Below are 14021 nucleotides of genomic sequence, written 5' to 3'. Positions count from 1 at the left end.
ACGAACGCGATGAAACCGACGAGGGGCATGGTGGCGACCAGGGACCCCCCGATGGTCACCCAGTCGGGAGGCTCGTCCTGCGGTGGCTGCGTCTGCACGTACACCAGGACCACCACGATCGTCAGGACGACCTCCAGGCATCCCACCAGCGTCGAGACCACCAGCACGCGGCCGTACGACCGTTTCTGACGCATGCTCAACCCCCCGTCGTGGCAGGGTGGAACGACGCATCAGCCCGGCCGGCGAATCCTGGATCCATAGTGCCAGCCGGGCTGAACGTGTTCAATTCATTCTTCGGGGCCGCCTCATGAGGGGACCACCGACCAGCTGACCGCCGACACCGACGGGTCCAGCGAGAGGCTGCTGACCGCCTCCTCCAGCGCCCGGCCCTGCGTGCCCTCGGCAGTCAGCAGCGCGGACACGGTCACCCGGCCGGCCGCCGGGCCGTCCTGGCTGCGGATCGAGCGCAGCTGGTAGCCCGGCCGGCCCAGCGCGTCCACCAGCCGGCGGCGGATGTGGGCCTCCTCCGCCTCCAGGCACACCGCCTCGAAGTGGTAGTCGGTGGCCACCTCGGCCCCGCCGCGCGGCTCGCGGTCGAGGCGCCGGCCCAGCGGGCGCAGCAGGAGGTTGGCCCCCACCACACCCGCCGTGCCGCAGACGGCCAGGACGAACAGGCCCGCGCCGGCCAGGCAGCCCACGGCCGCCGAGCACCACAGGGTGGCGGCCGTGTTCAGCCCGCGCACGCTCAGGCCGTCGCGCATGATCACGCCGGCGCCGAGGAAGCCGATCCCGGAGACGATCTGGGCGGCGACCCGGGAGCCGTCGTAGTTCACCTCGGAGACCGCGCTGAGGAACCCGTACTGCGAGAGCAGCACGAAGAGCGCGGCCCCGCCCGCCACCAGGGCGTTGGTGCGCAGACCCGCGAGGCGGGCCCGCCACTGGCGCTCCAGGCCGATGACCGCTCCGAGCCCGAGCGCGGCGGCCAGGTGTGCGGCCATCTGCCATTCGGTGAGCAGCATCGGACGTTCCTCCTCCTCCTACAGCCAGGTGCCGAAGCGGCGGATGTACCAGGTCTTCACGAGCTGGGTGAGCGTGCAGTACGCGAGCAGCACGCCGATCAGCCACGGGAAGTAGCTCGCCGGCAGGGCGACGAAGCCCAGCGAGGACGCCAGCGGGGAGAAGGGCAGCCAGAGCCCGGTCAGCACCGCGAGGACGGTCATGACCATCACCGGCCAGGAGGCGCGGGACTGGATGAACGGGATCTTCCGGGTGCGGATCATGTGGACGATCAGGGTCTGCGAGAGCAGGCCCTCGATGAACCAGCCCGACTGGAAGAGGGACTGGCTCGCCTCGCTGTTGGCGGCGAAGACGTGCCACATGATCAGGAACATCGCGATGTCGAAGATCGAGCTGATCGGGCCGATGGTGACCATGAAGCGGCCGATGCCCTTGGCGTCCCAGTTGCGGGGCCTGCGCAGGTACTCCTCGTCCATCCGGTCCCACGGGGTGGCCAGCTGGGCGATGTCGTAGACCAGGTTCTGGACCAGCAGCATGATCGCGAGCATCGGCTGGAAGGGGATGAAGGCGCTCGCGACCAGGACCGAGAAGACGTTGCCGAAGTTCGACGAGGCCGTCATCTTGATGTACTTGATCGTGTTGCCGAAGGTGGTGCGGCCCTGGAGGACGCCCTGCTCCAGGACGGTGAGGTCCTTCTCCAGCAGGATGATGTCCGCGGACTCCTTGGCGATGTCGACGGCGGTGTCCACGGAGATGCCGACGTCGGCGTCGCGCAGCGCGGCCGCGTCGTTGATGCCGTCGCCGAGGAAGCCGACGGTGTGCCCCTCGGCCTGGAGGGCGCGGACGATCCGGGCCTTCTGGACCGGGTTGACCTTGGCGAAGACGGTCGTACGGGCGGCCAGCGCGCGCAGCGCGGTGTCGTCGAGGGCGTCGGTCTCGGCGCCGAGGACCACGGTCCCGACGTCGATGCCGACGTCCGCGCAGACCCGGGCGGCGACGAGGTCGTTGTCGCCGGTGACGACCTTCACCGCGATGCCCTTGTCGGCGAGGGCCTCCAGGGCCCGGGCGGCGTCGGCCTTCGGCGGGTCGAGGAAGGCGAGGAAGCCGACCAGGGTCAGCCCGTCCTCGTCGGCGACGGAGTAGGTGTCGCGCGGGACGTCGACGGTGCGGGTGGCGACGGCGAGGACGCGCAGGCCCCGGCGGTTGTTGTCCTCCGCGATCCGGGTGACGTGCCACCGCAGCTGCTCGGTCAGCTCCACGGTCTCGCCGCGGTCGGTCATGTGCGTGCACAGGTCCAGGACCTCTTCGACCGCACCCTTGGTGATCATGACGTGTTCGCCGGGCCCGGAGCCGCCCACGAGGGCGTTGCGGGCCAGGACCACGGACATCCGCCGCCGGGCGAAGTCGAAGGGGATCTCGTCGACCATCGAGAACCGTGCGTCGACGACAACCTCCTCGCCCTCGCCCACGCGGTCGATGACCGCCTGGTCCATCAGGTTGCGCAGGCCCGTCTGGAAGTGCGCGTTGAGGTAGCCGTACTCCAGGACCTCGCCGTCCTCGTTGCCGTGGACGTCCAGGTAGCGGTCCAGCACGATCCGGTCCTCGGTGAGGGTGCCGGTCTTGTCGGTGCAGAGCACGTCCATCGCGCCCAGGTTCTGGATCGCGTTGAGCCGCTTGACGACCACCTTGTGCCTGGCCATGGCGACGGCGCCGCGCGCCAGGTTGGCGGAGACGACCATCGGGAGCATCTCGGGGGTCAGGCCGACGGCGACGGCGATGCCGAAGAGGAAGGCCTCGTCCCAGTCGCCCTTGGTCAGGCCGTTGATCATGAAGACGACCGGGACCATGACGAGCATGAAGCGGATCAGCAGGAAGCTGACCTTGCGCACGCCGGTGTCGAAGTTGGTCTGCGGGCGCTCGCCGACCAGGGAGCCGGCCATCGACCCGAAGTAGGTGTCGGCGCCGGTGGCGACGACGACGCCGGTGGCGGTGCCGGAGGTGACCGAGGTCCCCATCAGGGCCAGGTTGTCGGCCTCGACCGGGTCGCTGGTGGCCTGCTGGCCCACGTCCGGCGCCCGGGTGTCGGCCTTGGCCACCGGCAGGGACTCGCCGGAGAGCGCGGCCTGGCTGATCATCAGGTCCTTGGCGGTGAGGAGCCGCAGGTCGGCCGGGATCAGGTCGCCGGCGGCCAGCCGGACCACGTCGCCCGGGACCACCTGGTCCATGGGCACCTCGAAGGTGGTGGGGGCGGAGCCGCTGCCGGCCCGCCGCTGGACCGCGCAGGTGGTGGTGACCAGCTGCTTGAGGGCGTCGGCGGCGCGGCCGGAGCGGTACTCCTGCCAGAAGCGCAGCAGCCCGCTGATCCCCACCATCACGGAGAGGATGACGACGCCCGGGTCCGCCGGGTCCTGCCAGTACATGATGGCGGCCAGGAAGACCAGGACGGCGATGAAGGGGTTGCGGAAGGCCTTCGCCAACTGGACGTACCAGCGCGGGGCGCGCTCGTGGGCGACGACGTTGGCGCCGTGGCGCTCCAGGCGCAGTGCGGCCTCGGCGTGGGTGAGGCCGGCCGCGGACGCGTCCACGGACTGCAGGGCCCGTACGCCCGGGGCGGCGCTGAGGTCCGCGAGGTGCTCGCCGACGAGCCGGGTACGGGACTCCAGCTCGGCGGCCCTGCGCTCGCGGCGGGACCGGCCCGGCGGCGCGAGCTTGGCCGGGGTACGGGGGGTGAGCATGGTCATGGCACATACCTCCCTCCACGGTTCCGGGCAGCGCGGAGCCGCACGGTCACGTGGAGTGATCAGGAGTCGGCGTGCGGCGGCCGCGCGGGCCGTCGGCGATGCCGACGCAAAGGGATGGCGCACGCCGGACGGAGCCGTCCGGTCATGCGGAAGGTGAGGAACGCGAGAGGAACGCAGCAGCGCACGGGATCAGCGGGACACCGCTGCCGTGCGCACTCGTGGAAAGGTCGGCCGGCCGTTCGACGGGTCGGTCGTACGGCGGGTCAGCCGGAGAGAGCGCTGCGAAGACTTCGATCGGGACTCATCCCGAACACCTCCTCGCGTCGCGCTGACATGGCAGGCGCCCGGTCCGGCCGGAAGGGCCGCAGAGGACCGGCGCCACAGCGACCGTAACACGATCCGGTGGGCCGCTCCCTCCCTCTTTCGGCCGGTAGGCCCGTTTCGTCTCGCGTCAGCCTCTTGACGTGCGCAGGGGTAAAGGCTCGACTTAAGGTTCACAAGTTGGAGAGACGCCGGGGTCTCGGAGCGCGAAGCCGCGATGTGTCCCGGCCGGGGGGCGACGGCTTGCCGTCGCTAATGGGCAGGAGTGGATGAGTCGTGCAGACTCCCGGATCGCAGTCGTCGCTGCACCGCGCGAATCTCGAACGGGTCGTACGGGCGGTGCGGCTCGCGGGGTCGCTGACCCAGGCGGAGATCGCCCGTACCACCGGACTGTCGGCGGCCACGGTCTCCAACATCGTCCGGGAGCTGAAGGACGGCGGCACCGTCGAGGTCACCGACACCTCGGCCGGCGGCCGGCGGGCACGGAGCGTGTCCCTCAGCGGTGACGCGGGCATCGTGATCGGCGTCGACTTCGGCCACACCCACCTGCGGGTGGCCGTCGGCAACCTCGCCCACCAGGTGCTGGCCGAGGAGTCCGAGCCGCTGGACGTCGACGCCTCCTGGGCGGACGGCTTCGACCGGGCGGAAGCACTGGTCGGGCGGCTGATCGCGGGCATAGAGGTCGGGCTGGACAAGGTCATCGGCGTCGGCCTCGGCGTTCCCGGCCCCATCGACGTGGAGTCCGGGACCCTGGGCTCGACCGCGATCCTGCCGGGCTGGGCGGGGATCAACCCGCGCCAGGAGCTCTCGCAGCGCCTCGGCGTGCCCGTCTACGTGGACAACGACGCCAACCTCGGCGCCCTCGGCGAACTCGTCTGGGGGAGCGGGCGCGGGGTGAAGGACCTGGCCTACATCAAGGTGGCCAGCGGCGTCGGCGCCGGCCTGGTGATCAACGGCCAGATCTACCGCGGCCCGGGCGGCACGGCGGGCGAGATCGGGCACATCACGCTGGACGAATCGGGCCCGGTCTGCCGCTGCGGCAACCGCGGCTGCCTGGAGACCTTCGCCGCGGCCCGGTACGTCCTGCCGCTGCTCCAGGGCACCCACGGGCCGGAGTTGACGATGGAGCGGGTGGTGGAGCTGGCCCGCGACGGGGACCCCGGATGCCGCCGCGTGATCACCGACGTGGGCCGCCACATCGGCAGCGGGGTGGCGAGCCTGTGCAACCTCCTGAACCCCAGCCGGGTGGTGCTGGGCGGCTCGCTGGCGGAGGCGGGTGAACTGGTCCTGGCCCCCATCCGTGAATCAGTGGGGAGGTACGCGATCCCCAGCGCGGCCCGGCAGTTGTCGGTGCTGACGGGGTCCCTGGGAGGCCGGGCCGAGGTGCTCGGCGCGCTCGCTCTCGTGCTGAGCGAGATGGGCGATTCGACGCTTTTGTCAGATCATGGAAGTGGAGTGCGAGCTCCAGCCGTCTTGCCTTCAGGTAGATAACGAATGGCACCGTTGTCATCTCGTTAAGAATTCACTCCTTGACGGCAAAACGCGGCCGGGGTTGACTCACATCCACCTCGGCCGCGGCGTAGCGGCCTCGTCAGGGAGGTTCAAGTAATGAACACGCGTATGCGCAGAGCCGCCGTAGCCGTTGCCGCCGGTGCCATGGCCGTTTCCCTCGCCGCCTGTGGCAGTGCGAAGGAGGCCGGCGACAAGACGAAGGAGTCCTCCGGCGCTGCCAAGGGCGACGCGATCAAGGTCGGTCTGCTCCTGCCGGAGAACCAGACCGCGCGTTACGAGAAGTTCGACAAGCCGCTCATCGAGAAGAAGGTCGCCGAGCTCACCGGCGGCAAGGGCGAGGTCGTCTACGCCAACGCCAAGCAGGACGCGACCACGCAGAACTCCCAGGTCGACACGATGATCACCAACAAGGTGGACGTCCTGATCATCGACGCGGTGGACTCCAAGGCCATCGCCGGCTCGGTCAAGAAGGCCAAGGACGCCGGCATCCCGGTCGTCTCCTACGACCGCCTGGCCGAGGGCCCGATCGACGCCTACACCTCCTTCGACAACGAAGAGGTCGGCAAGGTCCAGGGCAAGGCGCTGCTGGAGGCGCTGGGCGACAAGGCCAAGGACGGCCAGATCGTCATGATGAACGGTTCGGTCACCGACCCGAACGCCAAGCTCTTCAAGTCCGGCGCGCACTCCGAGCTCGACGGCAAGGTGAACGTCGGCAAGGAGTACGACACCGTCGAGTGGAAGCCGGAGAACGCCAACACCAACATGGCGGCCGCGCTCTCCGCGCTCGGCAAGGACAAGGTCATCGGCGTCTACTCCGCCAACGACGGCATGGCCGGCGGCATCATCACCGCCCTCAAGGCCGCAGGCGTCTCCCCGCTGCCCCCCGTCACCGGCCAGGACGCCGAACTCGCCGGCGTGCAGCGCATCGTCGCGGGCGAGCAGTTCATGAGCGTCTACAAGCCGTACGCCCCCGAGGCCGAGGCCGCCGCGAAGATGGCCGTCGCCCTCGCCAAGGGCGGGAAGCCCGAAGGCACCACCTCCACGGTCGACAGCCCCACCACCAAGGGCGTCCCCTCCGTGCTGATCCCGGTCGTCTCGCTCACCAAGGCCAACATCAAGGACACCGTCGTCAAGGACGGCGTCTACACGGTCGACGAGATCTGCACCGACAAGTACGCGGCCGCCTGCGCCGCCGCCGGCCTGAAGTAGCGGCCCCCGTCGCCTCCCCGCGAGGCGGCCCCACGTGCCTGACCGGCGCCCCACCCCTCCATCCCCGCCACCGGGCGGGGCGCCGGGCAGAAACGTTCCTCCCCCATTCGTCCCGCTCCTGCTCTTTTGCACGACATCCCCGCCGGTCAGGCGGCGAAGGAGATGGTTCATGTGTCCGCTGCGCCCGTGCTGGCGTTGCGAGGGGTCTCGAAGCGGTTCGGCGCCGTTCAGGCCCTCACCGACGTAGAACTCGAGATCCACTCCGGTGAAGTGGTCGCCCTCGTCGGCGACAACGGTGCCGGAAAGTCCACGCTGGTCAAGACGATCGCCGGCGTGCACCCCATCGATGAAGGCGTCATCGAGTGGGAGGGGCGCCCGGTCTCCATCGGCAAGCCCCACGACGCCCAGAACCTGGGCATCGCGACGGTCTACCAGGACCTGGCGCTGTGCGACAACATCGACGTCGTCGGCAACCTCTTCCTCGGCCGGGAGCTCAAGAAGTTCGGCGTCCTCGACGAGGTGGAGATGGAGCGGCGCGCCCGCGAGCTCCTGACCACCCTGTCGATCCGGATCCCCAGTGTCCGGATCCCCATCGCCTCGCTCTCGGGCGGTCAGCGCCAGACCGTGGCGATCGCCCGCTCCATGCTGGGCGAGCCCCGGCTCGTCATCCTCGACGAGCCCACCGCGGCCCTCGGCGTCGAGCAGACCGCCCAGGTCCTCGACCTGGTGGAGCGGCTGCGCGAGCGCGGCCACGCCGTCATCCTCATCAGCCACAACATGGCCGATGTGAAGGCCGTCGCCGACAAGGTGGCGGTCCTGCGGCTGGGCCGCAACAACGGTGTCTTCAACGTCGCCGACACCTCGCAGGAAGAGATCATCTCCGCCATCACCGGTGCCACGGACAACGCCGTGACCCGCCGGGCGGCCCGCACCTCGGAGGCCGGCAAGTGAGCACCCAGAACCCTGCCACCGGTCCACTGGACAAGGGCGCCGTCGCGCAGGAGCACATCGACCCGGTCAACCCGGCGGCCGCGCACGACGCGATCCCGGCCGTCGACCCCCGCCTGCTGGTCAGGGAAGAGGGCCTCGCCGGCTACTGGGGCGAGTTCAAGCGCAAGATGAAGGCGGGCGACCTGGGCTCCCTCCCGGTCGTCATCGGCCTCATCGTCATCTGGTCCATCTTCCAGGGGCTGAACTCGAACTTCCTCTCCCCGGAGAACCTCACCAACATCGCGATCACGATGACCGGCACCGGCATGATCGCCATCGGCATCATCTTCGTGCTGCTCCTCGGTGAGATCGACCTCTCGGTCGGCTCGGTCAGCGGTGTCTCGGGCGCGATCGTCGCCGTCCTCGCCGTCACCCACGGCGTGAACGAATGGCTGGCCATCCTCGCGGCCATCGTCGGAGGCGCCCTGATCGGCTCCATCCACGGCTTCTTCTTCGCCAAGGTCGGCGCACCGGCCTTCGCCGTCACCCTGTCGGGCCTGCTCTTCTGGCTGGGCGCGATGCTGCAGATCCTCGGCAGCAACGGCACGATCAACATCGACTCCGACGGCGTGGTCGGCCAGCTGACCACGTACTTCTTCTCGGACGTGGCCGTCGCCTACGGGCTGGCCGCGCTCGCGGTGGCCGGCTACTTCCTCGCGGCCTTCCTCGACGCGAGGCGCCGCGAGGCCGCCGGGATGCCCTCCCGGCCGCTCGCCGAGATCCTGCTGCGCACCGGCCTGCTCGCGCTGTGCACCTTCGGCCCGGCCGTGCTGTTCAACCAGTACAAGGGCCTGCCGCTCGCGGTGGTGCTCTTCCTGCTGGCCCTGGTCGTCACGGACTTCCTGCTGCGCCGCACGACCTTCGGGCGAAACGTTTTCGCACTGGGTGGCAGCGTCGAGGCCTCCCGCCGCGCCGGCATCAACGTCACCCGGATCCGGATCACGGTCTTCGCGATCTCCAGCACCTTCGCCGCCATCGGCGGCCTGTTCTGGGCCTCCAAGATCGCGGCGGCCAACCAGAGCGCCGGCGCCGGCGACCTGCTGATGAACGTGATCGCGGCGGCCGTCATCGGCGGCACCAGCCTCTTCGGCGGCCGAGGCCGGACCTGGAACGCCCTCCTCGGCGTCATGGTCATCGTCTCGATCCAGTACGGTCTGGCCCTGGAGGGCATCGCGACGCCGATCCAGTACATGATCACCGGCGCGGTCCTGCTGGCCACCGTGGTGATCGACTCGGTCACCCGCAAGACCCAGAAGACGGCCGGACGCGCCTGACCGCGCGCCCGACTGCCCGCCGGTGCGCACCGCGGCGGTAAGAACGGTCACAGTGCCCGGCGCCACCTCGTGTGGCGCCGGGCATCCGTGCGTACAAATGCGGGTACTCCTGTGCGGGTATACGCCCGTATGCGATGTGTGGCCGTGCGGTGGTGTGCACATGTATGACAAAGCTGTAACTCCGCCGGGACGGCCCGATGACCGCGCCCGCGAACGGAACATTAGACTCGACAGACCAGCAAGCAACTGCAAGGAGGCACGGGTGCTGCTGACCCGCATCAAGGGACCGCGCGATCTGGACCGGCTCAGCCAGGAGGAGCTGATCCAGCTCGCGGCAGAGATCAGGTCCTTCCTCGTCGACGCCGTCTCCAAGACCGGCGGGCACCTCGGCCCCAACCTCGGCGTGGTCGAACTGACGATCGCCCTGCACCGGGTCTTCGAATCGCCCAAGGACAAGGTCCTCTTCGACACCGGCCACCAGGCCTACGTCCACAAGCTGCTCACCGGCCGCCAGGACTTCGCCGGCCTGCGCACCAAGAACGGCCTGTCCGGCTACCCCTCGCGCGCCGAGTCCGAGCACGACGTGATCGAGAACTCGCACGCCTCCACCGTGCTCGGCTGGGCCGACGGCCTGGCCAAGGCCAACGAGGTGCTGGGCCGCGAGGACCACCACGTCGCCGCCGTCATCGGCGACGGCGCCCTGACCGGCGGCATGGCCTGGGAGGCGCTGAACAACATCGCCGCCGCCAAGGACCGCCCGCTCGTCATCGTCGTCAACGACAACGAGCGCTCCTACGGCCCCACCATCGGCGGCCTCGCCAACCACCTGGCCACCCTGCGCACCACGGACGGCTACGAGCGCTTCCTGGCCCGCGGCAAGGAGCTCCTGGAGCGCACCCCGGTCGTCGGCAAGCCGCTCTTCGAGACCCTGCACGGCGCCAAGAAGGGCCTCAAGGACTTCATCGCCCCGCAGGGCATGTTCGAGGACCTGGGCCTGAAGTACATCGGGCCCATCGACGGCCACGACATCGAGGCCCTGGAGTCCGCCCTGCAGCGCGCCAAGCGCTTCAGCGGCCCGGTCATCGTCCACTGCCTCACCCAGAAGGGCCGCGGCTACACCCCGGCCCTGGAGCACGAGGCGGACCGTTTCCACGCCGTCGGCGTGATCCACCCGGACACCGGCCTGCCGGTCAAGACCGCGGCCGCCAGCTGGACCTCCGTCTTCGCCGACGAGATGGTCAAGATCGGCCACGAGCGCGAGGACATCGTCGGCATCACCGCCGCCATGCTCCACCCGGTCGGCCTCAACAAGTTCGCCGAGGCCTTCCCGGACCGCATCTACGACGTCGGCATCGCCGAGCAGCACGGCGCGACCTCCGCGGCGGGCCTCGCCACCGGCGGCGTCCACCCCGTCTTCGCGGTGTACGCCACCTTCCTCAACCGCGCCTTCGACCAGGTCCTGATGGACGTCGCCCTGCACAAGTGCGGCGTCACCTTCGTCCTGGACCGGGCCGGCGTCACCGGCGACGACGGCGCCTCCCACAACGGCATGTGGGACATGTCCATCCTGCAGGTCGTCCCCGGTCTGCGCCTCGCCGCACCGCGCGACGCCGAGCAGCTGCGCGCCCAGCTCCGCGAGGCCGTCGAGGTCAAGGACGCCCCGACCGTGGTCCGGTTCTCCAAGGGCGTCGTCGGCCCGGCCGTACCGGCCGTCGGCCGCATCGGCGGCATGGACCTGCTGCGCACCCCGGCCCCCGAGGTCACCCGTCCGGACGTACTCCTCGTCTCGGTCGGCGCACTCGCCCCGATGTGCCTGGAGATCGCCGACCTCCTCGACAAGCAGGGCATCTCCACCACCGTGGTCGACCCCCGCTGGGTCAAGCCGGTGGACGAGGCCCTGGCCCCGCTGGCCGACCGCCACCGCGTGGTCGTCACCGTCGAGGACAACGGCCGCGCCGGCGGCGTGGGCTCCGCCGTCTCGCAGGCCCTGCGCGACGCGGGCGTCGACGTACCGCTGCGCGACTTCGGCATCCCGCAGCGCTTCCTCGACCACGCCCTCCGCAAGGAGATCCTGGCCGAGATCGGCCTGACCGCCCCGGACATCGCCCGGCAGGTCACGGGCCTGGTGGCCAAGCTCGACGGCCGCTACGACAGCGAACCGGCCGCCACCGTCGACTAGGACGGCCGCGAGCCGTTAGATCGCCGCGCGGTTGCACGTCACGGGCCGGGAGATCACTCTTGAGGAGTGGGCCTCCCGGCCCGTTCGCGTGCGTCGACACCTGTTTCGGAGGTGCGTCGGTGAGTAGGGATATGAACAGCCCCTTCCGCACCAAGACGGTGGAGCAGTCCATCCGTGACACGGAGGAGCCGGAACACGCGCTCCGGAAGTCGCTCTCCGCCTGGGACCTGACGGTGTTCGGTGTGGGTGTCATCATCGGCACCGGCATCTTCGTCCTGACGGGCATCGCGGCCCGCAACAACGCCGGACCCGCGACCGCCCTCGCCTTCGTGGCAGCGGGCATCGTCTGCGCCCTCGCGGCGCTCTGCTACGCCGAGTTCGCGTCCACCGTGCCGGTGGCCGGATCGGCGTACACCTTCAGCTACGCCTCCATCGGCGAGCTGCCCGCCTGGATCATCGGCTGGGACCTGGTGCTCGAGTTCGCGCTCGGCACGGCGGTGGTCGCCGTCGGCTGGTCCGGCTACGTACGCCATCTCATGGACACCAACCTCGGCTGGACCCTGCCGACGTCGCTGTCCGGTCCCGACGCCGGCGGTCATTTCGACCTGCTGGCCTTCCTGCTGGTCCTGGTGCTGACGTGGATCCTGGTCGTCGGGACGAAGCTCTCGGCCCGCATCACGGCCGTCGTCGTCGCCATCAAGGTGACCGTCGTCCTGCTGGTCATCGTCGCGGGCCTGTTCTTCATCAAGGCCGACAACTACTCGCCGTTCATCCCGCCGGCCCAGCCGCAGGAGGAAGGCGTCAGCGGCTGGCACTCGCCGCTGGTCCAGCTGCTCTTCGGCTACGAACCCACCAACTTCGGCGTCATGGGCATCTTCACGGCGGCCTCGCTCATCTTCTTCGCCTTCATCGGCTTCGACGTGGTGGCGACGGCGGCCGAGGAGACCAAGAACCCCCAGCGGGACATGCCGCGCGGCATCCTCGGCTCGCTGCTCATCTGCACCGTGCTCTACGTGGCGGTGACCCTCGTGGTCACGGGCATGCAGAAGTACTCGGAGATGTCCGCGACCGCCCCGCTCGCCGAGGCCTTCAAATCGGTGAACCAACCGTTCTTCTCGGGTGCGATCAGTCTCGGCGCGTCCGTGGGTCTGATCACCGTCTGCATGATCCTGCTCCTGGGCCAGACCCGCGTGTTCTTCGCGATGAGCCGTGACGGACTGCTGCCGCGGGTGTTCTCCGTGACCCACCCGAAGTATCGCACCCCCTACCGGGCGACCATGCTGCTCGGCGGGATCATCGCGATCGTCGCGGGCTTCACCAGCCTGGAGAGCCTCGCGGAACTGGTGAACATCGGCACCCTGTTCGCCTTCGTGGTGGTCGCGCTCGGCGTGATCATCCTCCGCAGGACCCGCCCCGACCTGCACCGGTCCTTCCGCACCCCGTGGGTGCCGTTCATCCCCATCGTCTCGATCGCCGCCTCGTTCTGGCTGATGCTCAACCTGCCGGCCGAGACCTGGCTGCGCTTCGGCATCTGGATGGCCATCGGCGTGGTCGTCTACTTCCTCTACGGGCGTCAGCACAGCCGTCTCGGCAAGGTCGGCGCGGACGCCGAGTACTGAACCCGCGCTACACGAACAACACAGCCACGCGAACGCCGGAGCCAGCCGTACGGGTCACCCGTACGGCCGGCTCCGTGTGTGCGCGGGGGACCGTCAGCCCGTGCCCTTGGCGGGGGAGTCCTTCGCGGAGGCGGGGACCTTCTCGTCCTTGCGCAGGGCGTCCCACAGCTGGGTCGCCTGCGGCTCGGCCACGATCACGCGGTTCGGGTCCACCTTGTCGTAGGCGACCGGCAGCATGATGGTCTCCATCGTCTCCGGGTTCACGCCCTTCATGCTCTGCGCGAAGTCGGACAGCGCCGTCAGCGAGGCCAGATCGGAGTCGGTGGTCAGCGACTTGGTGCCGGCGTCCGCGAGCTTGTAGAGCCGCGCCGGGTTGCCGAGGGCGTCCTGCTTCTTGATCTCCGACAGCATCGCCAGCATGAACTGCTGCTGCAGGCCTATGCGTCCGAGGTCGCTGCCGTCGCCGTAGCCGTACCGGGTACGGACGAACTTGAGCGAGTCGGTGCCGTTCAGCCGGTGCGTGCCCGCGTCGAGCTTCAGGCCGCCCTTGGCGCCGCTCATCGGCTTGTCCAGGGTGACGGTGACCCCGCCGAGGGCGTCCACCAGGCCCTTGAAGCCGGCGAAGTCCACCTCGACGAAGTGGTCCACGCGCACGCCGGACATCTGCTCGACGGTGTTGACCACGCAGGCCGGGCCGGCCAGCGAGTAGACGGAGTTGAACATGACCCGCTTCGCGGACGGCACGGTCTTGCCCTTCGCGTCCTTGCACTCGGGCCGGGTGATCAGGGTGTCGCGGGGGATGCTCACCGCGGTGGCCTTGGCCCGGCCCTCGGGTATGTGCACCAGCATCGCGGTGTCCGAGCGGGCCCCGGAGACGGAGCCGTGGTCGAGGTCCCCGTTGGCCCCGGCCCGCGAGTCCGAGCCGAGCACCAGGATGTTCTGGGCGTTCGCGACCACCTTGGCGGGCCGGTTGTCCCCGATCGCCTGGTCCAGGTCGACGCTGTCGATGTTGCCGTTGAGGTGGCTGTACGTCCACCAGCCCGCCCCGGCCGCGCCCAGGATCAGCACGGCGACCAGCAGCAGGGTGATCCGCAGAATGCGGCGTCGGCGGCGCCTGGGGCGCGCGTGCGTTTCCGTCATGGGGGTGAATCTTAGACAG

Annotated in this window: 9 protein-coding genes; 6 read left to right on the top strand and 3 right to left on the bottom strand. The window is 69.7% G+C overall.

The window, feature by feature from the left end; translation table 11 throughout:
- Positions 1-305: 305 nt before the first annotated feature.
- Entirely contained in the window at positions 306-1019 is a 714-nt protein-coding gene (locus AB0O53_RS17495; RefSeq protein ID WP_350993922.1) for an MgtC/SapB family protein, read from the bottom strand.
- Positions 1020-1037: 18 nt separating this feature from the next.
- On the bottom strand, positions 1038-3758 hold the full coding sequence (gene mgtA / locus AB0O53_RS17490) for a magnesium-translocating P-type ATPase (protein ID WP_350993920.1): 2721 nt from the start codon (positions 3756-3758) through the stop codon (positions 1038-1040).
- Between the two features lie 597 nt (positions 3759-4355).
- Here mgtA and AB0O53_RS17485 point away from each other — a divergent pair.
- The 6 genes from AB0O53_RS17485 (at position 4356) to AB0O53_RS17460 (ending at position 12862) form a co-directional block, all read left to right on the top strand.
- Positions 4356-5570: an ROK family transcriptional regulator gene (locus tag AB0O53_RS17485; protein WP_031151165.1), complete on the top strand. Its 1215-nt coding sequence runs from the start codon at positions 4356-4358 to the stop codon at positions 5568-5570.
- Positions 5571-5687: 117 nt separating this feature from the next.
- Positions 5688-6800: a sugar ABC transporter substrate-binding protein gene (locus tag AB0O53_RS17480; protein WP_350993917.1), complete on the top strand. Its 1113-nt coding sequence runs from the start codon at positions 5688-5690 to the stop codon at positions 6798-6800.
- A 162-nt stretch (positions 6801-6962) separates the two neighbouring features.
- Positions 6963-7751 carry an ATP-binding cassette domain-containing protein gene (locus AB0O53_RS17475; protein WP_350993915.1) on the top strand — a complete coding sequence of 263 codons (789 nt, stop codon included), beginning with the start codon at positions 6963-6965 and terminating at the stop codon, positions 7749-7751.
- Positions 7752-7777: 26 nt separating this feature from the next.
- Positions 7778-9064 (top strand): sugar ABC transporter permease, encoded by a 1287-nt coding sequence (locus AB0O53_RS17470; protein WP_403140743.1) that lies wholly within the window; start codon positions 7778-7780, stop codon positions 9062-9064.
- A gap of 262 nt (positions 9065-9326) precedes the next feature.
- Complete coding sequence (gene dxs, locus AB0O53_RS17465) at positions 9327-11243, top strand: 1-deoxy-D-xylulose-5-phosphate synthase (protein WP_350993913.1); 1917 nt, start codon at positions 9327-9329, stop codon at positions 11241-11243.
- A gap of 131 nt (positions 11244-11374) precedes the next feature.
- On the top strand, positions 11375-12862 hold the full coding sequence (locus tag AB0O53_RS17460) for an amino acid permease (protein ID WP_350993911.1): 1488 nt from the start codon (positions 11375-11377) through the stop codon (positions 12860-12862).
- Between the two features lie 93 nt (positions 12863-12955).
- Here the strand turns inward: AB0O53_RS17460 and AB0O53_RS17455 are convergent, their stop codons facing one another.
- Positions 12956-14002: an LCP family protein gene (locus AB0O53_RS17455; protein WP_350993909.1), complete on the bottom strand. Its 1047-nt coding sequence runs from the start codon at positions 14000-14002 to the stop codon at positions 12956-12958.
- Between the last annotated feature and the right edge of the window lie 19 nt (positions 14003-14021).

Origin of the sequence: Streptomyces erythrochromogenes, from assembly GCF_040684695.1 — a bacterium.
Classification (GTDB): Bacteria; Actinomycetota; Actinomycetes; order Streptomycetales; family Streptomycetaceae; genus Streptomyces; species Streptomyces erythrochromogenes_C.
This window is presented reverse-complemented; position numbering and strand designations above follow the sequence as displayed.

Coding starts and splice junctions, on each gene's coding strand:
- AB0O53_RS17460 (WP_350993911.1), top strand. CDS start 11,375: ATGAACAGCCCCTTCCGCACCAAGACGGTGGAGCAGTCCATCCGTGAC.
- AB0O53_RS17480 (WP_350993917.1), top strand. CDS start 5,688: ATGAACACGCGTATGCGCAGAGCCGCCGTAGCCGTTGCCGCCGGTGCC.
- AB0O53_RS17495 (WP_350993922.1), bottom strand. CDS start 1,019: ATGCTGCTCACCGAATGGCAGATGGCCGCACACCTGGCCGCCGCGCTC.
- AB0O53_RS17475 (WP_350993915.1), top strand. CDS start 6,963: ATGGTTCATGTGTCCGCTGCGCCCGTGCTGGCGTTGCGAGGGGTCTCG.
- AB0O53_RS17455 (WP_350993909.1), bottom strand. CDS start 14,002: ATGACGGAAACGCACGCGCGCCCCAGGCGCCGCCGACGCCGCATTCTG.
- mgtA (WP_350993920.1), bottom strand. CDS start 3,758: ATGACCATGCTCACCCCCCGTACCCCGGCCAAGCTCGCGCCGCCGGGC.